The sequence below is a fragment of the Chryseobacterium sp. TB1-D10 genome (assembly GCF_059803555.1).
Genome location: NZ_JAPFHB010000015.1, coordinates 1 through 22,336, shown reverse-complemented (window position 1 = coordinate 22,336; position 22,336 = coordinate 1). Strand labels below are relative to the sequence as shown.

At 36.3% G+C, this 22,336-nt stretch carries 18 protein-coding genes; 11 read left to right on the top strand and 7 right to left on the bottom strand.

Translation table 11 applies throughout. The annotated features are described in order from the left end of the window. Positions 1-34: 34 nt before the first annotated feature. Positions 35-2,800, bottom strand: a complete 2,766-nt coding sequence (locus OPU68_RS16855) for an aminopeptidase (protein WP_498475116.1) — start codon at positions 2,798-2,800, stop codon at positions 35-37. A gap of 350 nt (positions 2,801-3,150) precedes the next feature. Here OPU68_RS16855 and OPU68_RS16850 point away from each other — a divergent pair, with 350 nt between their 5' ends. After that, on the top strand, positions 3,151-3,447 hold the full coding sequence (locus tag OPU68_RS16850; protein ID WP_498475115.1) for a GIY-YIG nuclease family protein: 297 nt from the start codon (positions 3,151-3,153) through the stop codon (positions 3,445-3,447). A gap of 155 nt (positions 3,448-3,602) precedes the next feature. Here OPU68_RS16850 and pyrF read toward each other — a convergent pair whose 3' ends face one another. After that, positions 3,603-4,961: an orotidine-5'-phosphate decarboxylase gene (gene pyrF, locus OPU68_RS16845; protein ID WP_498475114.1), complete on the bottom strand. Its 1,359-nt coding sequence runs from the start codon at positions 4,959-4,961 to the stop codon at positions 3,603-3,605. Between the two features lie 154 nt (positions 4,962-5,115). After that, positions 5,116-5,670 (bottom strand): DNA-3-methyladenine glycosylase I, encoded by a 555-nt coding sequence (locus tag OPU68_RS16840; RefSeq protein WP_498475113.1) that lies wholly within the window; start codon positions 5,668-5,670, stop codon positions 5,116-5,118. Positions 5,671-6,037: 367 nt separating this feature from the next. On the opposite strand from OPU68_RS16840, the gene OPU68_RS16835 reads away from it, so the two are divergent. The 3 genes from OPU68_RS16835 to OPU68_RS16825 are packed head-to-tail and all read left to right on the top strand — an operon-like array spanning position 6,038 to position 8,971. Continuing rightward, entirely contained in the window at positions 6,038-7,579 is a 1,542-nt protein-coding gene (locus OPU68_RS16835; protein ID WP_498475112.1) for a serine hydrolase, read from the top strand. A gap of 7 nt (positions 7,580-7,586) precedes the next feature. Next, on the top strand, positions 7,587-8,255 hold the full coding sequence (locus OPU68_RS16830; protein WP_498475111.1) for a DUF6843 domain-containing protein: 669 nt from the start codon (positions 7,587-7,589) through the stop codon (positions 8,253-8,255). Further along, on the top strand, positions 8,255-8,971 hold the full coding sequence (locus OPU68_RS16825; protein WP_498475110.1) for a phytanoyl-CoA dioxygenase family protein: 717 nt from the start codon (positions 8,255-8,257) through the stop codon (positions 8,969-8,971). Before OPU68_RS16830 ends, OPU68_RS16825 begins: the two co-directional genes overlap by 1 nt. 56 nt (positions 8,972-9,027) lie before the next feature. On the opposite strand, the gene OPU68_RS16820 is transcribed toward OPU68_RS16825, so the two are convergent. Both OPU68_RS16820 and OPU68_RS16815 read right to left on the bottom strand, forming a co-directional pair. Further along, positions 9,028-10,299 (bottom strand): aminotransferase class I/II-fold pyridoxal phosphate-dependent enzyme, encoded by a 1,272-nt coding sequence (locus OPU68_RS16820; protein ID WP_498475109.1) that lies wholly within the window; start codon positions 10,297-10,299, stop codon positions 9,028-9,030. 74 nt (positions 10,300-10,373) lie between these two features. Further along, positions 10,374-11,411 carry a PLP-dependent cysteine synthase family protein gene (locus OPU68_RS16815; RefSeq protein WP_498475108.1) on the bottom strand — a complete coding sequence of 346 codons (1,038 nt, stop codon included), beginning with the start codon at positions 11,409-11,411 and terminating at the stop codon, positions 10,374-10,376. A gap of 215 nt (positions 11,412-11,626) precedes the next feature. Between OPU68_RS16815 and OPU68_RS16810 the strand changes: the two genes are divergently transcribed. The 7 genes from OPU68_RS16810 to OPU68_RS16780 all read left to right on the top strand — a co-directional run bounded on the left by OPU68_RS16810 (position 11,627) and on the right by OPU68_RS16780 (position 20,647). After that, a complete protein-coding gene (locus tag OPU68_RS16810) occupies positions 11,627-15,112 on the top strand; it encodes a glycosyltransferase family 117 protein (RefSeq protein ID WP_498475107.1) in 3,486 nt (1,161 codons plus the stop codon). A gap of 82 nt (positions 15,113-15,194) precedes the next feature. Next, a complete protein-coding gene (locus OPU68_RS16805; protein WP_498475106.1) occupies positions 15,195-15,719 on the top strand; it encodes a DUF1697 domain-containing protein in 525 nt (174 codons plus the stop codon). A gap of 219 nt (positions 15,720-15,938) precedes the next feature. Then, positions 15,939-16,748, top strand: coding sequence for a 3-deoxy-8-phosphooctulonate synthase (gene kdsA / locus OPU68_RS16800; RefSeq protein WP_498475105.1), 810 nt, complete (start codon positions 15,939-15,941; stop codon positions 16,746-16,748). Positions 16,749-16,966: 218 nt separating this feature from the next. After that, a complete protein-coding gene (locus OPU68_RS16795; RefSeq protein ID WP_498475104.1) occupies positions 16,967-17,482 on the top strand; it encodes a hypothetical protein in 516 nt (171 codons plus the stop codon). A gap of 4 nt (positions 17,483-17,486) precedes the next feature. After that, the gene (locus tag OPU68_RS16790) at positions 17,487-19,922 is read left to right on the top strand and encodes a TonB-dependent receptor plug domain-containing protein (RefSeq protein WP_498475103.1); all 2,436 of its coding nucleotides are present in this window, start codon (positions 17,487-17,489) and stop codon (positions 19,920-19,922) included. 22 nt (positions 19,923-19,944) lie between these two features. Then, complete coding sequence (locus OPU68_RS16785) at positions 19,945-20,199, top strand: hypothetical protein (protein ID WP_498475102.1); 255 nt, start codon at positions 19,945-19,947, stop codon at positions 20,197-20,199. A gap of 196 nt (positions 20,200-20,395) precedes the next feature. Further along, positions 20,396-20,647: a hypothetical protein gene (locus tag OPU68_RS16780; protein WP_498475101.1), complete on the top strand. Its 252-nt coding sequence runs from the start codon at positions 20,396-20,398 to the stop codon at positions 20,645-20,647. Positions 20,648-20,732: 85 nt separating this feature from the next. Here the strand turns inward: OPU68_RS16780 and OPU68_RS16775 are convergent, their stop codons facing one another. Both OPU68_RS16775 and OPU68_RS16770 read right to left on the bottom strand, forming a co-directional pair. Then, positions 20,733-21,449 carry a C40 family peptidase gene (locus OPU68_RS16775; RefSeq protein ID WP_498475100.1) on the bottom strand — a complete coding sequence of 239 codons (717 nt, stop codon included), beginning with the start codon at positions 21,447-21,449 and terminating at the stop codon, positions 20,733-20,735. Positions 21,450-21,535: 86 nt separating this feature from the next. Beyond that, positions 21,536-22,183, bottom strand: a complete 648-nt coding sequence (locus OPU68_RS16770) for an O-methyltransferase (RefSeq protein ID WP_498475099.1) — start codon at positions 22,181-22,183, stop codon at positions 21,536-21,538. Positions 22,184-22,336: the final 153 nt, after the last annotated feature.

Genomic DNA, 22,336 nt, shown 5'->3' with positions numbered 1-22,336 from the left:
TTTTAAGCCACTGAGTTTTCGGTGGTTTTTTCTTTTAAAAAACCCCGCGTCTCAAATTATTAATCAACGCCCCAAGATTGAGAACCAATGTATATCGGATTCGATAGCCATAATCTTTAAACGACGGTTCGAAGCCTAGACTGGAGGCAATCGGGAAATAAACTTCCAGGAAATCCGGAATCACTTTTACCTTCACACCAGAATCCCAAATGAATTTTGCTGCCCTGTCTTTGTTTTTATAAACGCCTGCATCAGCATATAGATTGAACCATTTCCAAAGATGAGAATCTACATTAAGGCTTGTAATGAATTGATTCACTGATGTGTTAAATAACGATTTGAAACCGCCTTCTGCCAATATAAACTGTTGAGAAAGAATCCCCGAAGTTGCACTTTGTCCCAACAATCCATAAGAAAAAGAATAATTGGAAACCCGCGAAATGCCATAATTGAAAAGGCTATTCTTGGTTTCATTTTTTATAAAGTAACCAGCAAACCAACGGAAACTGACTTTTTTGTTTTTCGCAAATTCCCAACGGTAAAATGCTTCTGCAGAAATCTTTTGAAAATCCTCCATCCACTGTACATTTGTACTGATGTATTTCTCGTGAATCAATCGGTTATCCGAGTAGGCATAACCAAGATTCCAAAGGTTATATTTCTCATATTCGTTATTGAGAATTCGAATCGGCGACAGCTCCCGCTCGTAATAATTGTAGGAAAAATACAGACTTCTGCCAATTGCGCTTCGGGGATTTTTATTAAAATTCAATGCGGTTGAGGCTCCAAATTTTTTATAAGCCAAATCGTTGTCATAATGAAAATATGATCCGGAAACACCGAAATTCCAACTTCGAAAAAAACTGTCCGGCGGTAAAATTGAGTAGCCAACGCCAGCGGAACCTGTCAGTTTTCCTGTTCCGGAACTGTAGTAAGGTGTTACCGAATAATCAAATTTCTGGTCAAAAATTCCCTGGTTTTTGAAATTCATTCCAAAAAGAACTTTGTCGTACGCATTGAAAGTCAATCTTGGCGTAATGAAGATCTCATTGTATTCCGGATTCTGAATGTCTTTGATGAGCTTGAAACGGATCTTTTTCATATTCGAAAACAGACCTTTTGTGTAGATATAATTGTCCCTGAAATTGGTTTCCGGGAAGATATAATCATCATTTAATACAATTTTGTTGGTCTGATTTTCCGGAACAGAAGCACTATCATTTTTCAGTTGACTTCCATCTTTCCAATAGGTTGATTTTTCGTCAGATTTATTTTCGGTTTCTATTTTTAAAGGAATGATTTCCGAATTATTTTTATGAATATTAACCAAATAATTATTCTCAGATTCATCAAAACTCTTCAGGTTAAAATTGATCCGATGTTTCTCAGACATCATTTTTTTTAAGAAAGCAGATTTTCCGTTGGAGTGGTTTTCAAGATTATTTAAGAAATCATCTCCTGAAACTTTGCTTTGGTAATGATCGGAAAAATATTGCTTCAAAAACGTGTCAAATGAATCTGACCCTTGATATTCGGAAAGGTAATTTAATAAACTTCCGGTCTCAAATTGGCTGATGGCAGTTGTATTGAAGTTGCTCAGCTGATAAAATGGTGTATCAATTTTCTGATCCAAATTCTGAGTGTAAATATAATGATATGCCAGTCCATATCTTTCATTTAACTTCAATTTCGAAGCGTGAAAAATTTTCAAAGGTTTGATTCCGAATATGTTGGCGTTATCTGCGAGATTTCCTATCAGCTTATGATTTGGATAATTTTGTTTCAGATATTGGATTTCCAGATAAGACTTCAGACCATTTTTCAGCCAGTGATCTTCGGTTTTATTGCTGATGAAATATTCGTCCATCACTTTCTTGGAAATGGTACTGAAATAATCCAAATCCGTCTTCTCATAATCCGTAAACATCTGGAATTTGAATTTCCAAAACTTGATGTCATCAATCCCGATAAATTCCTCTTTCTTCATAAACTTATCAGTAATGAAAAGCTTTTGCGGGATATTTCCAGTTCTTGTTTTGATAAATTTCAACTGATTTGTCAAAACAGAACTGAGTATTTGGCGTTGATATTCACTGGTTTGATAACCTAAATCAACTTTTACATTTTGTCCGTCAACATTGACAGAAAACTCAGGATAGATTTCTTTTGAGATTTGAAATTCAGGATCATTGATGGATTTTCCTTCAAACTCTGTGTCATTATTTTGAATCAAATTAGAATAGATTTTCCAATTTTGTGGAATTTCAAAGTTCACTTTCCAAAATGAGCCTGCATTGGCAGTTTCCTCAGTGTCGCGATAGAAACAATTGTCTTGAGTTTCGGTTTCAAAAGTTTCCGGAACCAGGAAAAAATATTTTAAAAGAATGTGATTTGTATTAATACCATAACCTGTAAAGCGTGCGTCCGGAAGTCTGATCTTGTATTTTAAATTGATCGTAATACTTTTGCCCGGCTTCAAAGCTTCAGAAAGTGGAATGAAAATATTCTCCTGTTTTGTATTGAGTATTTCGGAAGTGGTATTGTTGTGAGAATACTGAAGGCTTTCCAGTTTTCCCAATTGATCGTCTTTTGCGAAGTAGAGATCACTCTTTCGGTCTTCAATTTTTCTTTTGAGAAGCGGTGTTTTCCTATTCTGATATGCTGCAACCCAATTCAAAAGTTTGATCTGGTTGATGGATTTCTGATGCGAATTATGATAAACCAACGTCTGTTGTACGGAAATAGATTTTTGGTCGTCATTCAGTTTGACATTCAACCGAATGCTGTCTTGCTGAGCCATCACCCAGAAATTAAAAGAACACAAAACCAAGACACAAAAAAAACGCTTCATCGGGAACAGTCAGTACTTATCAAAACTACTAAATTTTTCTGATGAAGTGTGGGTTATGATTGTTAAAATTTTTTGCTGAGACTTAACACTGTCAGTCTGAGGCTCTCGAAGACATATAAAATTTAAAGCAAAGCTTTTTCCTTATAAATTTTGGAGCTTACAAGACTGGTGTTTCAATTTTCAATCTTAACATTGTCAGTCCGAGGTGTAGTTTATCCTGAGCTTGTCGAAGGGAAGACAAATAAAAACTCAAAAGCTCTGCTTTTTCCAATTTTAATTAACTTTGGAAAAACACAATTATGAAAAGATATTACGTTTACATTTTGTTGTGTACCGACAACACCTATTACACTGGCGTAACCGATGATTTAGAAACTCGTTTTCTGTATCATCAAAATGGACAAAACCCGAATTCTTATACCTATAATAAACGCCCGGTAGAAATTGTATTTTATACTGAGTTTGATGATGTGAATCAGGCGATTGCTTTTGAAAAGCAAGTGAAAGGCTGGAGCAGAGCGAAAAAGGAAGCGATTATAAATGATGAATGGGAAAAATTGCCCAATCTCGCAAAGAGGAAGTTTCCGAATCAGTAATCTTTTATAAGGAAAAAATCTGAAGATTTTTGAAGTTTTTAGGTGTCTTCGAGAGCCTCAGACTGACAGTTGTATTCTTAGAATTATGAATTTAAATTAAATAAAACCCTTTCATAGTCTGAAACTTAGAAAGGGTTCTATTATTTTTTTATAGACTATAGCGTTTCCAAATACGCTTTCCAGCCTTCATTTTTATAACGCAAAGCTTCTTGTTCCGGCTCTTCGGATTTGTAAATGCCTCGCCCAACGATGATGAAATCCGTTCCGTAATTCTTGATCACGTGTTTCGGAGAATTGTACTGTTGACCTTTGTCATCGCCAGTTTCTCCAAGATTGACGCCAGGTGTGAAGAGTAGAAGCTGGTCAGAGATTCCGTTCTGTGCTACACAACCAATGATGCTTGGATGATTTTCTATCACTTTCATCGCTTCCTCACGGTAATGAGAATCTGTCAATGTTCCTTGAGATGACATTCCCAAAATTGCGACAACGCCAACATTCATAAAGCAATCCAAACTCTTGCTTCCACCGATAACGTGGGAAGTTACGAGGTCTGCCCAGTTGGAAATCTTGTAAGTTCCGTAGGAGAATTGTAATTCCTGCGTGTTTCCGATGTCAGCAAACTTGCGGTCTTCCATCAATAGGAAGTTATGTTTTGTAGCCAAATCTTTAAGTGGAAGAATTGTTTCATCTGCATCGAAATCATTAAGAATATCAATGTGCGTTTTCAACGCCACGATGTGAGGGCCAACAAAATCAGCAAATTCAAGTAATTCTTTTGTGGTAATGAAATCTGCCGAGGCGATCAGGTTTGATCTTTTTTCTATGGCAATTTCAAGGATTTTCTTAGCAAAAGAATGTTCTGCTGATTCTAATTTTTGCTCGTAAGACAATCGTTTTTTCTCTTCGAAAACAACTTGGTTTCCATTCACAAAATCCTGAATTCTTGCAACTTCCTCCTCATCAATATAATTAACTTCTCTTAAGATTTCTACCACTTCAGAAATATTGAACAGCGAATGAACTGTGTAGCCTTTTGCCTCCAATTTCTCTTTTCCGCCTTGTTGTCTATCAAGAACTACAACGATGTCAGAAACTTTGATGCCTTCATTTTCTACTTCGTCGATGGTTTCTACAAGTGATTTTCCGGAAGTAATAACATCCTCAACCAAAAGACAGTTTTGACCTTTTTCAAAGATTCCTTCAATCAATTTTTTGGTGCCGTAAGATTTGGCTTCTTTTCTTTTGATGATAAGCGGAATGTAACTTTCCAATGACATTGCAGTTGCCATCGGAAGTGCGGCGTAAGGGACACCACAAATGATGTCAAAATTATCCAATGGAAGCATTTCCAAAAGATAATTGGCCAGTTTTTTCAGGATTTTTGGGTCAGAAGCGAGTGGACGCAAATCCACGTAAAATGGACTTTCAATCCCGCTTTTCAGTGTGAAACGCCCAAACTTGATAATCCCGAGTTTGTAACACTCGAGGAAGAATTCTTTTTTACTTTCCATTTACTTTTCTTAGATTTCTACAAATTTAAGGCGAATTTTTCAGACTGAAAAAATCAACCAATGCTAAAGTCTTCGACTCCGCTCAGACTAACAATCCATTCTTATAAGATTATCATTAGAGATATCATATTGAGCGGAGTAGAAGTGTTCTTACCTATTTATTTTCCTTCCATTTCGGATTTGTAGCAGAAATCTTCTCATTGATTTTACAACTTTCAGAATGTGCACCTTTCAGAAACCCAATGCTCATCAAGAATTCTCCCACGATTTCGCCACCTGTAAATTTGAAAGTTTTCTTAAACAATTTTACCCAGTCTTCCTTAGTTTTTGGATGGTGATGTTCCAGCCATTTTTCAAAAGAGCCAAATTCTTTTTTCAATTCCAAAATGGTTTTCGCATTTTCAATCGCAGCGTTTACTTTTAATTTATTTCGGATGATTCCGGGATCAGACAACAATCTTCCACGGTCTTTTTCCGTGTAAGCTGCAATTTTTTCTATACTGAAACCGCTATAAGCTTTCCGGAAAGAATCTTCTTTTTTCAAAATCGTTTCCCAGCTCAGTCCCGCTTGGTTGATTTCCATGATTAATCTTCCGAAAAGTTCATCATCATTATGAATCGGAAAACCGTAATGGTTGTCGTGGTAATTTTTATGCAATGCTTTTCGCTCTTTAGGCTGCATTGTTTCTATGGCGGCGCAGTATGACATCGTTCGTTTTTTAATTTGATGTAAAGATAATTTTATTTTGTAGCACATAAAAATTGTCCTTGGATAGGCAATCAGAAGAGTGAAGTAGACAGTCAGAAGAGTGAAGTAGACAGTCAGAAGAGTAAAGTAGGCGATCAGAAGAGTGAAGTAGACGATCAATAGAGTGAAGTAGACAGTCAGAAGAGTGAAGTAGATAATCAGAAAAGTAAAGTAGACAGTCAGAAGAGCAAAGTACATTAATACAGAACTAAAGTTCAAAGTAAAAATTCATTACTGATATATGGTTTGAAATATTGTTTAATAACCTTTGAAGATGTTTAAGCATTAGAATTAACAATTTCTTATCTTCGTGCAAAGCTTTTTTAATATGTATAAATCCACATCTTTTTTCTTATTACTTTTCTCTTTTGTCTTTATCAATGCTCAAATCGACGAAAAAAAACTCGACGAACTGATCCAGAATTCGCTTAAAACCTTCGACGTTCCGGGAATGTCCGTCGGGATTTTAAAAGATGGAAAGGTGATTTATGCCAAAGGTTTTGGCGTTCGCTCGCTTAATAATAATCAGCCGATGGACGAGAATACGTTGGTGGGAATTGCTTCTAATAGTAAAGGCTTTACTTGCACCGCTTTGGCAATTCTGGCTGACGAAGGCAAAATCAGCTGGGACGATAAAGTCAGCAAATATATTCCGGAATTCCAAATGGCTGACCTGTACGTTTCTCAAAATGTTACGATTAAGGATTTGATAACGCACAGAGCCGGATTAGGTTTAGGCCAAGGTGATTTGATGTTTTTTCCGGAAGGCGGCAATTTGACCGTGAATGATATCGTTCACAATGTTCGTTATTTAAAGCCAGAAAATCCGTTCAGAACGACTTTGGACTACAATAATATTATGTTCATCGTTGCCGGCGAGGTGATTCACAGAGTTTCCGGTTTGCAATGGGCAGATTTCATCGAACAAAGAATTATGAAACCTGTCGGAATGACGGCGAGTTTCGGAAGTTATAAAAAAGCAGTTGCTGCGAATTCTCAAAATATCATAGATGCCCACGCTCCGGTTGACGGAAAAACCATCGCCGTTCCCCACGATTGGAACGATACAGCGAACGCAGCTGGTGGAATTTTGAGTAATATTAAAGATATGACGACTTGGGCAGATTTCCTTTTGAACGGTTTTGTGACCAAAGACGGAAAACGACTGGTTTCTGAGAAAAATGCACACGAACTTTGGAGTCTTCAGATTCCGGATAAAGTGGGAATCACTTCGCCTTATGACACTCATTTTTACGGTTATGGATTGGGTTGGTTCTTGAGCGATGTGAAAGGTCATTTGCAGGTTCAGCATTCTGGAGGTTTGATTGGAACGGTGACGCATTTCACCTTGATTCCGGATATGAAACTAGGAATTGTGGTTTTGACCAATCAACAATCTGGCGCGGCTTTTTCTACGATTACAAACTCCGTGAAAGATGCTTATTTAAAAGTTGAAAACCGGGATTGGCTGAAAATCTATGGCGATAGAAATAAGAAAAATGAAGAGTTTTACGCAAAGCAGAAGAAAGAAGTTTTTGACAAAGCAGCGAAGTTCAAATCTGAGTTGAAAGATGACCAATTCATCGGTTGGTACAAAGATGAATGGTTTGGGATTGTGGAGGTTTCAAAAGTTGGAAAAGGCTACAGAATCATCAGTAAATCTTCTCCAAGGCTGAAGGGAGATTTAATTCCTTATTCTGCCAATTCGTTTGTAGTAAAATGGGATGATAGAAGTTACGACGCCGATGTATTCTTCACTTTGAATTTTGATGAAAATGGAAAAGCCGTTTCTGCGAAGATGAAACCAATCTCTGATGTCACGGATTTTAGTTTTGATTTTGAGGATTTGGATTTAAAGAAGATTAATTAATGTTTCTATGACATTAACTAAGGAAAAAAAGTCTAAAACGGAACTGTTAGTAGTTGGATTAGTAATTCAACTATTGGGCTTTTTTTGTTTTCTAACATTTTGGTTAATATATTTAGCAATTGCCTTTTTTATTGTTGGGTTAATCTTTATTATATCTTCTAGGAAAAAATGGTACTTACAAATTATTTCTATTCTGCCTATGCTAATAGCGATTGGAATTATAGTAAATGCAGTTACATTTGAAAAGTATATTATTCCTAAAAATTTCAAAGGTTCAGTTTATGTAATAACAGATAAGGAAGTAGGTGAGAAGCGTGAGTACGATTTTTTTACAAGAGTTTTCATAATTCCAGAAACTGGAGTATTATTTACTAAATTTAATCAAACACAAGCTTTTAACTATCGAAAGTTTTATCAAGAAGATGAAACCGGAAATTTAAATGAATTGGGAACATTAGATTATCGTAATTATATTGAAAAGTGGGTCGTTAATCCACCGAAAACCGAACCTTCAAGAGATAGCCTTGCTGTTTTTACGCCACAAATAGAATATGATTTTGATTCAAAAAGTCATAGAACAGTTTTTACAATAGGAAAATATAAAGATATAAAATATTGGAATTTTATTCCTAAAAAGAAAGTTGATAGCCTTAGAAAACTTGTCATTAAAAATTAATGGAAAACTTAGAAAACTATAAAACTGAAATCTCCCAAAAAGGATACACAATCATAAACGACGTTTTTTCTGAGGAAGAAATCAATCAAATCATTAATGTCATTGATTCCATCGATACGTCAAAGGAAACTTTCAGAAAATCGGAAGACCTTTTTGCGATTAGGCAATTCTTGAAAGAAGTTCCGGAAAGTCATCGATTTATCTTTAATGATAACATCAGGAAAATCATTAATGAAGTTTTTGGAAATGATTATTTCGTGGTGAAAAGTATCTATTTTGATAAGCCTGAAAAATCCAATTGGTACGTTTCCTATCATCAGGATTTGACGATTTCGGTTGATAAGAAATTGGATTTAAGCGGTTTTGGACCTTGGACGACGAAGCAAAATCAATTTGCTGTTCAGCCTCCGATTGATTATTTGAAAAATATTTTCACGATTAGAATCCATTTGGATGACACTGATGAGAATAACGGCGCGTTGAAAGTCGTTCCGAATTCGCACAGCAAAGAAATCTATCGACCAGAAACCATTGACTGGAATGTGGAAACCGAGGAAATCTGCTCCGTAAACAAAGGCGGAATTATGATTATGAAACCATTGATTCTTCACGGCTCAAAAAGAACTACCAACAATCAAAAACGCAGAGTCATCCACATCGAGTTTTCTAATATGGAATTGCCTGAGGAAATCAATTGGTCTGAAAGATTAAACTAAAAAAAACTCCTGAACAAATTAAGTTCAGGAGTTTTTATATTTATTAAAATCGAAATTTAAATCTCTTTAAACTGCAAGTTCTGTTCTTTCATTTGCTGGTCTGCCAAATCTTTGTAGTAACCGTTTGCCAGTTTTTCATAAATTGATTCGAAAGCGGTCAAAGTTTCATTGATCTCAGCATCTGTGTGAGATGCAGTTGGAATCAACCTTAATAAGATCATTCCTTTTGGAATCACGGGGTAAGAAACAACGGATGTAAAAATACCATAATTTTCTCTCAGATCTTTCGCCAAATGCATCGCCTCTACAGGACCTCCTTGGATGAAAACGGGTGTTACACAAGTATTGGTATCTCCAAGATTGTATCCGATTTTTTTAAGTCCACCTTGTAGTTTTTCAACATTTTCCCAAAGTTTAGCTTTGATCTCTGGTCTTGTTCTCAGAAGCTCCAATCTCTTCAAACCTCCGATTACCATTGGCATTGTCAGAGATTTTGCAAAGATCTGGGATCTAAGGTTAAATTTCAGATAACGGATAATTTCTTTGTTTCCCGCAAGGAAAGCGCCGAAGCCAGCCATAGATTTTGCAAAAGTTGAGAAATAAACATCGATCTCGTCCTGACAACCTTGCTCTTCTCCAGCGCCAGCGCCAGTTGCACCAAGTGTCCCGAATCCGTGCGCATCATCCACCAAAATTCTGAAACCATATTTTTCTTTAAGCGCAATAATCTCTTTCAGTTTCCCTTGCTGACCTCTCATTCCGAAAACTCCTTCTGTAATCACCAGGATTCCGCCTCCGGTTTCAGCAGTTACTTTTTGGGCTCTTTGAAGATTTTTCTCAAAACTTGCAATATCGTTGTGTCTGTAAGTAAAACGTTTCCCAGAGTGCAATCTAACGCCGTCCACGATACATGCGTGAGAATCTACATCGTAAACGATCACGTCATTTCTGGAAACCAAAGCGTCGATGCAAGACACCATTCCCTGGTAACCGAAATTCAATAGATATGCCGATTCTTTCTGAACAAATTCTGCCAATTCTCTCTCCAACTGCAAATGCTGATCGGTCTCGCCAGACATTGCTCTTGCGCCCATTGGATAAAACATGCCGTATTCTGCAGCCGCTTTTGCATCCGCTTCCAAAACTTCCGGATGGTTGCAAAGTCCCAAATAATCATTGGCACTCCAGAAAATCACTTCCTTTCCCTGAAATTTCATTCTCGGGCCAATCGGACCTTCCAGTCTTGGGAAAATATAATAGCCTTCTGCATAATCTGCAAATTGTCCCAAAGGACCTGGATTCTGTTTTATTCTTTCAAAAATGTCCATTTTTCTAACTGATATTTTTTGATTTACTGAAAAAACCTTTCGTCTTCCAAAAGGTTTATTAATATTTTGAATTATTATTTGATAATTTCTGTTTTGAAGATCTCATCGTAATTGTGGAAACAATTATTGATAAAGCCTTGCTCTTCCATCCATTTGTCGCTGTAAACTTTGGTGATGTAGCGTGAACCGTGATCGGGGAAAATTAAGACAACCAAGTCATCACCTTTGAATTCGTGGGAATTGGCATATTGGATCAAAGCCTGAGTAACTGCGCCAGTTGTGTAACCGCCCATAATCGCTTCTTTCAACGCAATTTCGCGGGTTCTGTAAGCTGACATTTCGTCATTTACTCTTACATATTCATCAATCTTATCGAAGAGAAGAGCACCTGGAATCAGGTTTTTCCCAAGACCTTCGATCTGATAAGGATGGATTTCTGTTTTATTGATTTTTCCTGTCTCGTGGTAAGTTTTCAGGATAGATCCGTCAGCATCAACACCGATTACTTTGATGTCAGGATTTTGTTCTTTCAAATATTTTGCAGTTCCGGAAAGTGTACCTCCAGTTCCTGTACAAGCGAAAACGTGCGTGATTTTTCCGTCAGTCTGATTCCAAAGCTCAGGACCAGTTGTCTGGTAATGTGCATCAATATTCAGTTCATTAAAATACTGATTGATGTAAACCGAATTAGGCGTTTCTCTCGCTATTCTTTTTGCAACCTCATAATAAGATTTCGGATCATCTGCCGGAACAGAAGCAGGACAAACATAAACTGTTGCACCCAAAGCCTTCAGATAAGCAATTTTTTCGGCTTTCGTTTTATCACTTACAGCAAGGATGCATTTGTAACCTTTTACAATACAAACCATTGCGATAGAAAATCCGGTATTTCCGGACGTGGTTTCAACTATAACAGAATCAGGTTTTATAAAGCCTTTTTTTTCTGCATTTTCTATGATGTGAAGGGCAATTCTGTCTTTTGTAGAATGGCCTGGATTATAAGACTCCAACTTAGCGTATACTGTCGCAGGAATGTCCTTGGTAACGTGATTCAATTTGACCAACGGGGTGTTGCCAATCAAACCAAGAATATTATCGTATACATTCGTCATTTTATATCATTTTTCTCTCAAAAACTGTCTGCAAAAATAAAAAAAAAATTGCAATGTTTTTTAGTTTTGATACATTAATATGGTATGAGTCTGATATATTGTAAATTAATCCGATATAATTCTGCATTTTATATAATTTCTAAAGTTTAATTTTTGTTAAAAACGTCGATAACTAAATCAAAAATGCTAATTTCGCCGATATTTCTTGTTACAATATGAAGAACTGGACTTTTAAACAATGGAACACCATTCTCGGATGGGTTGTTTTTGCAATTGCATTCATTACTTATTTATCAACCATAGAGCCTAATTTCAGTTTTTGGGATTGCGGAGAATATATCTCTTCAGCCGTTAAACTGGAGGTGACGCATGCTCCGGGAGCAGCTCTTTTTCAACTGATTGGAGCCGTTGTAGCTTTGTTCGCATTTGGTGATGGGCAGCATTATTCTCTTGTTATCAATGCAATGTCTGCTTTATGCAGTGCTTTTACCATTCTGTTTTTATTCTGGACCATAACACATCTTGTAAGAAGGTTGTTAAACAGAGAATTCGAAAATATTACGATTGCAGAAGAGATTGCAACTCTGTTTGCGGGTGCAGTAGGAGCTTTGTGTTTCACATTTTCAGATTCATTTTGGTTCTCAGCAGTAGAAGGCGAGGTTTATGCAATGGCAAGTATGTTTATTGCATTAATTGTATGGCTGATTACGAAATGGGAAAACGAATATCTCGAGAAAGACAATGAGCGTTGGATCATTTTATTGTTCTTCATAATCGGTTTGTCTGTCGGGGTTCACATGATGTGTATGCTGGCTTTACCGGCAGTTTGTTTGATTTATTACACAAGAAATTACAAGTTCACCTGGAAATCATTTTTGATTGCCAACGCTGTGACTTTATTAATATTAGTCATTGTCTTCAAAATTATTTTCCCGGTTATTATGACTTTGTTTGGAAAATCTGAAGTATTCTTCGTGAATGGTTTAGGCTTGCCTTTCCACTCGGGGACAGTTTTTGCTTTTATTATTTTGATTGTACTTTGTTATTTATTAATTACTTATACAAGAAAAACCGGAAAATCTCTTTATCAGACGATTGCACTTTCAGTAGTTTATATGATGATTGGATTCTCTTGCTGGTTGGTAATCCCAATTCGAGCGATTGCAAATCCGCCAATGAACCTTAATGATCCCGATAATGCTTTGGGAATGCTGGATTACTACAACCGTGAACAATACGGAGACTGGCCAACAATATATGGACAAAATTACACCGCTTATCTGGATCCAAACGGAATTCTCAAAAATGAAGACGGAAGTTACAAAACTCAGAAAACAGGAGATACTTATGAGAAAGATCCTGTTACAGGACGTTACCGTCTTGTGGGAGAGAAGTTCAATTATGTTTTCAATCCTGAGCAAGTCAGTTTATTTCCAAGAATGTTTAGCGAGGACAAATCGGTGATGCCAAATTACATCTCAATGTACGGCGCACCGGATTTCACTTTCAATTACGGAAATGAACAAGTTGCGGAAAGTCAGGAAGCTAAACAATTTTTTGACGAGCTTCGCCAGAAATACGAGAACGGAACCATCAAAATGGACGATTATTTGAAAGCGAAACAATTCGGATTGATCAATGTTCAGCGTCCTACTTTGGCTCAGAATATTGATTATTTTATCACATTCCAGAATTATTTCTACTTCGTCAGATATCTGCTTTGGAACTATTCCGGAAGACAGAACGATGTCGAAGGTCATATGGAAAACACCAACGGAAACTTCATCACAGGGATTCCATTTATTGATAATAATCTTTGGGGCGACCAGGCTGAAATGCCTGCGAAATTTCAGAATGAAAGTACTGTGAAATTCTTTATGCTGCCATTAATATTAGGATTACTCGGGTTTTTCTTTCAATTGAACAGAGACTTCGGAAGATTCTACGCCGTATTATCATTATTCATTTTAACGAGTGTAATGATCGTATTTTACACAGGAATGAAACCTTTCGAACCACGTGAAAGAGATTACGCAATGGTTGGTTCCTTTTATGCATTTGCAATCTGGATCGGACTTGGCGTTGCCGCAATCTATTGGCTGCTTCAGAAAAAAGTGAAGAGCAAAGGCGCTCAGGTTTTGGTAGGTGTAATTTTATTGGGTGTTCCATTGATGATGGGCTTCCAGAACTATAATGTTCACGACAGAAGCGAGAGATATGCAGCGTATGATTATGCTTATTCAAGTTTAAAATCATTGCCGAAGAATGACATTATGTTCGTTTATGGGGATAATGATACTTATCCGGTTTGGGCCATTCAGGAAACTGAGGAGTTCCGTCGCGATGTAAAAGTGGTAAACTTTACCTTGCTTTCCACACCTTGGAATATTGATCAGGTGAAAAGAAGAACCTACGATGCAATGGGAGTTCCGTCAACTTTGACACACGAAGATTACCGTGAAGGTTCCAATGATCAGGTTTATATGATGTCAAAGGACGACTGGAACAATATCTTCTCTAATATGAAAGATCAGGGTGCGCCAGATACCGAATTTGCAGCTTTCAGAAAATATCTGACTCAGGATTCTATGACCTTGAAAGAAGCGGTTAACTTCCTCAAAATGAAATCGCCGGAGAAAGATGAAATCATAAAAATGATTTTTGGAGACGAGCGTTTTGAGAAATTTAATTTCCTTCCGGTTACCAAATTTGTTCTTCCTGTTAATATCAATAATGCCATCAAATCTGGAATTATCACACCAACTGAAGCTCAGAAAGCAGAGAAACAGATCATCATCGATTATAAAGGATCAAGTATGTTCAAAAATAATATGCTGATGATGGATATTCTTGCCAACTTCGACTGGAAACGTCCGATCAACTTCTCAAGCGGTGGAATCTACGACCCAAGCAACCTGTTTTTTCTTTCCAATTATTTGAAATATGATGGCCACAGCTACAGACTGGTTCCGATCAAAACTGAGGAATCTGTAGATGGCGAATTGGGAATGGTAAATGCGGACGAACTTTATAATATTGTAAAAAATTACAGATGGGGCAATTTCAAACATCTGAAAACACATTTCGATGAGACTTGTACCCAAAATATCGTGAGCTACAGATCATCCGCAAGCCGTGCAGCAGAAGCTTTGGTCTTGAAAGGCGAGAAGAAAAAAGCCATCGAAATTCTTGATTTGGCAAACCGCGAAATTCCGGTTTCAAAATACAATGATCCGAGATCTCTGAGTTCAATTGTTTATGCTTACATTGTTGCAGGACAGGAACAAAAAGGTCTGAAATTAGCAGAAGATCTCAAGAAAGGAATCTTTGAAGAGTATGATTATTACACAAGATTATCTCCGAAATTTCAGGTTTACGCAGGTCGCCAAATGAAAACCAAACCAATGGAATATTCTCTTGTTGTAGGAGCAGTTGCTGATGCTTACAGCAAAATCGGACAGAAAGAAAAAGGTTATGCATATCTCGTAAACTCACTGAATGTCATCGATAAGAGATTCAATGTATTCATCAAAGATCTTCAGGAAATGGGTAAAGAGAAAGCTTTCAAAAAGGCAGATGATGTGCAACAAGTCACTTCTTTCTACTCCTATCTCTTCGATATTATGAAAGATTATGACACGACTTATGAAGCCGAAAAGATGGATCAGATCACCAAACAACTGATGAAGGTCACACAATAAATTATTCAAACGTCTCGAAATTTTCGGGACGTTTTTATTTAGTCAAAAATTTAAATTGTAATTTCACAGTCAATAATCAAATATGAAATTCTGTGCTTTTCTCCGCGGTGTCAATGTCAAAGGAACCAACATGAAAATGTCTGATGTCTGCCAAGTCTTTTCTGATACTGGAATGGAAAATGTTTCTTCGGTTTTGGCCTCCGGAAATATTTTGTTTCAGTCGGACAAAGGTGCTTCTGAATTAAAAAATATTCTGAAAAAAGCAATGTCAGAACATTTCAGTTACGATGCTTTTTTGTTCATAAAAGATGAAAAAGAGATCAATGATATTTTCAAAAATGATCCGTTTCCTGTAAAAGAAAACTTTCACAATTATATCTTTCTAGGAAGTGAAAAAGTCGAAGAAGTTCTATCAGAAGAATTTGAAAATGCAATAAAAGAGGAAGGCGAACAGGGAAAAATTGTCAATAATATTTTCTATTGGCACGTTCCGAAAGGACAGACATTAAACTCGACTTTCGGGAAAATCCTAGGCAAAAAAAGCCTTAAGGACAAAATGACAAGCCGGAATGTGAATACGTTTGAGAAGATTATAAAAAAGTTCTGATCACATTCAGTTTTGTCATTCTTTAAGAAACTAAATATTTTTTGTAGAGATTGACTCCGCAGAACCACTTTGCTGGGTTTCTGGTATAATGAAAAATTTCATTAATTGGAGTTCTTACGATCCAAAACTATGGAAAGAATTCTTCTAAAATCCGTATATTTGTATTCATATTTCAGAATAATTCTTCTCTGAAATTCACAATTAAAAATCAAAAAAATAATGATACAATATCTAGATAACATTCATCACAAAGATTCCCGAAATTTCTTCCTGATTGCTGGACCTTGTGCTATTGAGGACGAAACAATGGCTTTACAGATTGCAGAGCACATCGTGAAACTTTCTGATAAATATAATATTCCTTACATCTTCAAAGGCTCCTTCAGAAAAGCGAACAGAAGCCGTGTGGATTCTTTCACAGGTATCGGCGACGAGAAAGCTTTGAAGATCCTTAGAAAAGTAGGAGAGACCTTCAATATCCCTACAACTACGGATATTCACGAGAACGCGCATGCTGCTATGGCGGCAGAATATGTTGATGTTTTACAGATTCCGGCATTTTTGGTGAGACAGACAGATCTTTTGATTGCTGCTGCAGAAACAGGGAAAGCAGTAAGTCTGAAAAAAGGACAGTTTCTTTCTCCTGAAGCAATGAAATTTGCCGTTCAGAAAGTACGAGATTCCGGAAACGATAAAACGGCGATCATTGAAAGAGGTAATACTTTTGGCTACAGCGATCTGGTTGTAGATTTCCGCGGGATTCCTACGATGAGAGAATATTCTCCGGTAATTTTGGATGTGACGCATTCTTTGCAACAACCTAATCAAAATTCAGGAGTTACAGGTGGACGTCCGGAATTGATAGAAACCATTGCCAAAGCTGGAATCGCAGTTGGTGCAGATGGCTTATTCATAGAAACACATCCGGATCCTTCGATTGCAAAATCGGACGGAGCCAATATGCTGAAGCTGGATCTTCTTGATGATTTGCTAGGGAAACTGACAAGAATAAGAGAAGCGATATTATAAAAATTAAAGTCCGGTAATTCCGGACTTTTTTTCTTGATCGTTCTGGCGCATAATTTTAAATAATTACTTAATTTTTCATAATTGAGAAAGGAATATTCTGAAACTAATCACTTTTCTGCATAACAATTATAAATATTCTTTCGTTCTTTAGATTAATTGTTATTTTTGCCATTCCCAAGATTCAATTTTAAAAATATAAATCGAAAAAAATTACAACTTTGAAAAACTATATTCTCTTCATTCTTTTTTTTCTGCCCGTTTTGGCATTTTCTCAGAAGAGAGATTCCTTAGTCATTAATTTTCCACAAAAATACAAGCTAGTTTTAAAAAATGATCAACAAGATTCTCGTCAAATTCTGCGAGAGTGGATTCCTAATGGTCAAAACTGGGAAAATTATTATATTATTGCGACGATGTCTGTCGTGAAAAATGCAAACAGCGTTTCTATTGATCAATTTAAAAATCTTATTGTAAAGGGATTAAAGGAAAAAACTAAAGGTTTTAAGTATACAGAATTGGATAAAAATGATAATGCTAAAGATGGATATTTAATTTTTAAATGTGAATCTGATTCATATAAAAATTCGAATGATAAAGAATCTCAGATTTATTTTTTGATTAAAGGTAAAAGTGATTTATTTGCAAATATCATTGCATTAAAAACAGACAAGTTTTCTGATGAATTTGTCGAAGAATGGAGAAAAATTTTTAAAGAAAGTAAATTTGTTGAATAATTTTATGAAAAAAATATATCTTATACTCTTTTTGTTGGTTTCGATTACAGCATTTTCGCAAATCAATCTTAAAGTTCTGGACGAGGATGGAAAAACAGTTTCCGAAGCAAACGTGACTTACAACAATCAAACTTATCAGACCGATAAGAATGGATTCATTAGAGTGCCACTTTCCGACACTGAGCAGACTTTGACGGTTCAGAAAGAAAACTTCAAAGATTTTTCCAAAGTCATCAAGACAACACCGAAGACTCAGAATGTGAATGTGCTTTTTCTGCCTGTTGTAAACGCTACAGAAATTCAGGAAGTTGTTTTTCAGAAAAAAGAAAAATTCAAAACAAACGATATCACTTCTATTGAGATTTCTGCAAAAGAAGCGAGAGAAGTTGCCTCTTTGGCTGGTGGTGTAGAAGGGCTTTTGAAAACTTTACCTTCCGTGAACTCCAATGCAGAATTGAGTTCGCAGTATATGGTAAGAGGCGGAAGTTATGATGAGAATTTGATTTACATTAATGATATTGAACTTTATCGTCCATTCTTAATCAGAAATTCTTTACAGGAGGGGATGAGTATTGTGAACCCGGATATGGTTTCTACGATCAACTTTTCTGCCGGTGGATTTGAACCAAGATATGGCGATAAAATGTCTTCTGCATTGAATATCTATTACAGACAGCCTGAGAAATTTGAAGTTTCCGGAGAAGCGAGTTTGATTGGCGGAAGACTGACGACTGGTTTTGCATCAAAGGATAAGAAGTTCACAGGATTAATTTCCGGACGTTACAGAAATACGAATCTCGTTCTTAATACTTTGAATGAAGATACAGACTTCAATCCGCGATATATGGATGTGCAGACTTATCTTAATTATCAGTTCAATGATAAATGGTCTTTGTCGTTCTTAGGTTATTATGCAAAGAATGATTACCAAATGGTTCCAAAAGAAAAAGAAGTGGATTTCGGAAGTATTTTGCAGCCTTTGAAGCTGACGGTTTTCTACAACGGCCAGGAAGATGATCAGTACAAAAATATAATGGGAACGGTGAGTGTGAACTTCAAACCAAGTAAGAAATGGCATTTTTCACTCGATAATTTCGCTTATCAAAACAGAGAAAGAGAATATTATTCCATTGCATCCGGCTATATTTTGGAAGCTTTTGATGAGGAAGGAAATCCTGTTGCAGGCTATGATGCCGGCGGACAGATAGACCACGCAAGAAATGACTTATTAGTCAGAGTTGCAGGTTCTCAGTTCAGAACAAAATTCTCTCCGGATGTGAATACTGATTTTGAAGTCGGTGTGAAATACGAAAGAGAAACCATCAAAGATTTTACGAATGAGTGGCAGTTTGTAGATTCTATCGGTTACAGCAATCCAAGAGATTTTGTAATTCCCGGAAATCTGGATACTTCTGCACTTAATCTAAAATATTACATTGCTGGACAAAACGACATCGATCCGACAAGAGTTTCTGCTTATGCTCAGTTTTCCAAAAAATTCTATTGGGGAAGCAACAGAATCTTTATAAATGGAGGTGCGAGAATTCAAAACTGGAGTTTTAATAAGGAAACATTATTCAGCCCGAGAGCACAGTTTGCCATCAAACCGAACTGGGATATGGATATGTTGTTCAGAGTTGCAGGAGGTGTTTATTATCAGGCGCCATTTTATAAAGAAATTAAAGATCTGACAGGTGCATTCAACTCAGATATCAAGGCTCAGAAATCTTACCAGATCATTCTTGCCAACGATTATGAATTTAAAATTAAAGAAAGAAATTTCAAGCTGACAACTGAAGCTTACTATAAAAAAATGGAAAATCTGATTCCGTATTATATGGATAATGTGAGAGTTAGGTATTCCGGAAAAAATAATTCCGAAGGTTATGCTTATGGGTTGGATGCGAGATTGTTTGGAGAGTTTGTGCCGGGAATCGATTCTTACATTTCAGCCAGTTACGCCAGAGTTTATGAAAATATTGAAGGTATGGGTTACATCCCAAGACCAACTGACCAGCGTTTCAGATTTGCGATGTTCTATCAGGATTATATGCCAAAATTCCCAAGTATGAGGGTAAATCTGACGTTGACTTTCGCCAGCGGATTACCGTCAGGAACGCCTGTTTTATTTGATGCCAATGGTTTGCCTGATTATTTAGCGGCTTACCGTTATCAGAAAACTTTGCCTTCTTACAAAAGAGTTGATATTGGTTTGACCAAGGTTTTCATCGATCAGAAAGACAATAAAGTGAGTGGAAACTTCTGGGGTAAATTCAAAGAGTTGACTTTGGGCGTTCAGATCTTCAACGCATTTAATATCAATAATACAATTGCAAACCAATGGATCAGCGACGTGAATTCTTCGCCGCAATTATATTATCCCGTTCCGGTAAGATTGACGGGAAGATTCTTCAATGTGAAGCTGGAATTTAAGTTGTAAAATCAGTTTAAGATTAATAAAAATGAAAGATTCAGAAAGCTTATCTCATTTGAATGATGAACAACTTATCAAAAGTTACAATACTGCTAAAGGGATTTTTATTGGCTTTATCGTCGTTTTTATTTTATTAATTGGAACTGCAGTTTTTATTACACTCAAAAAAGGTTTTGGTGTTTTTAGCGTCTTGCCAATCGTTTTTATTACGATCCTGATCGCAAATATGACAAACTTTAATAAACTAAAAGCAGAAATGAAAAGCAGGAATCTGTTGAATTGATTTCTCTCAATAAAAAATGAAAGCTTCCTGATTTTGGAAGCTTTTTCGTTTGATATCACATTCTCAAAAGACACCGTTTTGATTTAATAGCTGAATTTCTATCAAATTGAATTTTGCAGTTCCGATTAACCAAGCGCTAAAGTTTTTCACTGTAAAGTTGGACTTCAAATTGTAATAGATAATTAAATATTACGAAATGAAAAAATCAGACAACTTATCACAATTATCAAATGAAGAATTATTAAAAACCCTTAAAAAAGCAAAAGCTCAGTTTATTGGCTTTATGGTATTTTTCGTGCTACTGGTAATTGGTTGTAATTATTTCACGGTAACCAGAGGATTTGGTATTTACACAATGATCCCTGTCATCTTTATTCCGATTATCATAGCTAATATTTTCAGTTATGGAAAGATCAAGCAGGAAGTCACCATCCGGAAATTAATGTAACGGGTTTATTCTCAAATAAATGAAAACTTCCAATTTTGGAAGCTTTTTATAATTTTTGAAGTGCTGATATTCTTATTAAATAAGGCTAAAAATAAGACCTGATAAACCTCAATTTATGCGTGTGCTTATTTTGATCTTTATTGAAAATCCCTGAAGAATCCAGACTGTCAATCCGCACTTTTCCGTGTGCGTGAATGATTTTTTGATCAGCAAGGATAAATCCAACATGAATAATTCTACCTTCCGAGTTTTCAAAAAACGCAAGATCGCCGGGTTTCGCTTCTTCGATAAATGTCAAAACCTCTCCAATTTCTGCTTGTTGATATGTATCTCTTGGAATTTTAATCCCATGAATTTTATAAATAATCTGCGTAAATCCACTGCAATCGATTCCGAAAAAGCTTTTTCCACCCCACAAATAAGGAACATTCAAAAATTCTTTGGCGCAGTTCACGATGCTTTCGCTGAGGTCGTGTCCTCGTGTTGGTGAACTGGTTTCGAAAGTGACTTCTGATCCCATTGACAACAATGTTCGTCCGCTTTCCGTCATAGTCGATTGGAAAGGTTCTTTGATGAGGTTGATTTTTCTTGATGCTAAATATTCGTCTGAAACAGGCGTGATTTGTTTCGTATCCATCCAGGCTTCGTAGTTGTCGTAATGCGTCCGGATCCTTGTCCAGTTATTGGAAACATCAATAATATCGGCAGATTCGCCGTACAAAAGCTGTGTTACGATTTCACTTTTGTCGGAGCAATCTGCTCTCAGCGGAGCGATGGAAACATTGCAAATTCCTTTGTTCATAATAGATTGAGGGATTTAGAGATTAAGAAAATTAAGAAATTAAAATGAATTCTAATAATTTCTAAATAACTAAATCTCTGAATTTTTTATTTTTTTCTTATCAAGTGCAATCCGTCTCGCAAAGGTAAGATTAGATTTTCAAAATCGAGATCTTCGGTTACTATTTTATTCACAAGTTTGATCAGTTCTGTCTGTTTGTCTTTCGGGTTATTTTCAAGAACTTTTCCGTACCAAAGCACGTTGTCTATGAGGATGATACTTCCGGAACGCAAGTTTGGTTTGATGAGTTGCAAATATTCCAGATAGCTTTCTTTGTCTGCATCTATAAAAATTAGATCCCAAGTTTTATCTAGTTTTTTGATCTCTTCTTTTGCATCACCGATAATGAATTCGATTTGGTCTTTATAATCGCTTTCAGCAAAATATTTTTTTGGAATATAAGATAGTTCTTCGTTCTTATCAATCGTGTAAATCTTCCCATCTTTTGGCAAACCTTCAGCAATGCTTAGCGCTGCGTAACCTGTAAACGTTCCGATTTCCAAAACATTTTTTGGTTGAATGATATGTGACAATATACTCAACAATCTGCCTTGTAAATATCCGGAGATCATATGAGGCTGCGTTGTTTTCTGGTAAGTTTCTTTTCTTAATTTTCTGAGGATCGCTGGCTCTTCGGAAGCGTTATCTTCCAGATAGCGGTCCATCTCTTTGTCTAATTCTTCGAAATAACTCATTTGATATTCGGAGTTTGTGGTTAAGAGTCCAAAGTTAATCTAATTTGAAATGAAAGACCAAACCTGATCGAAGGTAGAATCTGCAGCCCGACTTGATTTCTATGGACAAACCAAATTATTTTGGTAGTTTTTTTCATAATGTCTGCCCGAATT

Bases quoted from the DNA above. Each gene is read 5' to 3' on its own strand.
- OPU68_RS16855 (WP_498475116.1), bottom strand. From the start codon at position 2,800: ATGGCTCAGCAAGACAGCATTCGGTTGAATGTCAAACTGAATGACGAC.
- OPU68_RS16850 (WP_498475115.1), top strand. From the start codon at position 3,151: ATGAAAAGATATTACGTTTACATTTTGTTGTGTACCGACAACACCTAT.
- pyrF (WP_498475114.1), bottom strand. From the start codon at position 4,961: ATGGAAAGTAAAAAAGAATTCTTCCTCGAGTGTTACAAACTCGGGATT.
- OPU68_RS16840 (WP_498475113.1), bottom strand. From the start codon at position 5,670: ATGTCATACTGCGCCGCCATAGAAACAATGCAGCCTAAAGAGCGAAAA.
- OPU68_RS16835 (WP_498475112.1), top strand. From the start codon at position 6,038: ATGTATAAATCCACATCTTTTTTCTTATTACTTTTCTCTTTTGTCTTT.
- OPU68_RS16830 (WP_498475111.1), top strand. From the start codon at position 7,587: ATGACATTAACTAAGGAAAAAAAGTCTAAAACGGAACTGTTAGTAGTT.
- OPU68_RS16825 (WP_498475110.1), top strand. From the start codon at position 8,255: ATGGAAAACTTAGAAAACTATAAAACTGAAATCTCCCAAAAAGGATAC.
- OPU68_RS16820 (WP_498475109.1), bottom strand. From the start codon at position 10,299: ATGGACATTTTTGAAAGAATAAAACAGAATCCAGGTCCTTTGGGACAA.
- OPU68_RS16815 (WP_498475108.1), bottom strand. From the start codon at position 11,411: ATGACGAATGTATACGATAATATTCTTGGTTTGATTGGCAACACCCCG.
- OPU68_RS16810 (WP_498475107.1), top strand. From the start codon at position 11,627: ATGAAGAACTGGACTTTTAAACAATGGAACACCATTCTCGGATGGGTT.
- OPU68_RS16805 (WP_498475106.1), top strand. From the start codon at position 15,195: ATGAAATTCTGTGCTTTTCTCCGCGGTGTCAATGTCAAAGGAACCAAC.
- kdsA (WP_498475105.1), top strand. From the start codon at position 15,939: ATGATACAATATCTAGATAACATTCATCACAAAGATTCCCGAAATTTC.
- OPU68_RS16790 (WP_498475103.1), top strand. From the start codon at position 17,487: ATGAAAAAAATATATCTTATACTCTTTTTGTTGGTTTCGATTACAGCA.
- OPU68_RS16785 (WP_498475102.1), top strand. From the start codon at position 19,945: ATGAAAGATTCAGAAAGCTTATCTCATTTGAATGATGAACAACTTATC.
- OPU68_RS16780 (WP_498475101.1), top strand. From the start codon at position 20,396: ATGAAAAAATCAGACAACTTATCACAATTATCAAATGAAGAATTATTA.
- OPU68_RS16775 (WP_498475100.1), bottom strand. From the start codon at position 21,449: ATGAACAAAGGAATTTGCAATGTTTCCATCGCTCCGCTGAGAGCAGAT.
- OPU68_RS16770 (WP_498475099.1), bottom strand. From the start codon at position 22,183: ATGAGTTATTTCGAAGAATTAGACAAAGAGATGGACCGCTATCTGGAA.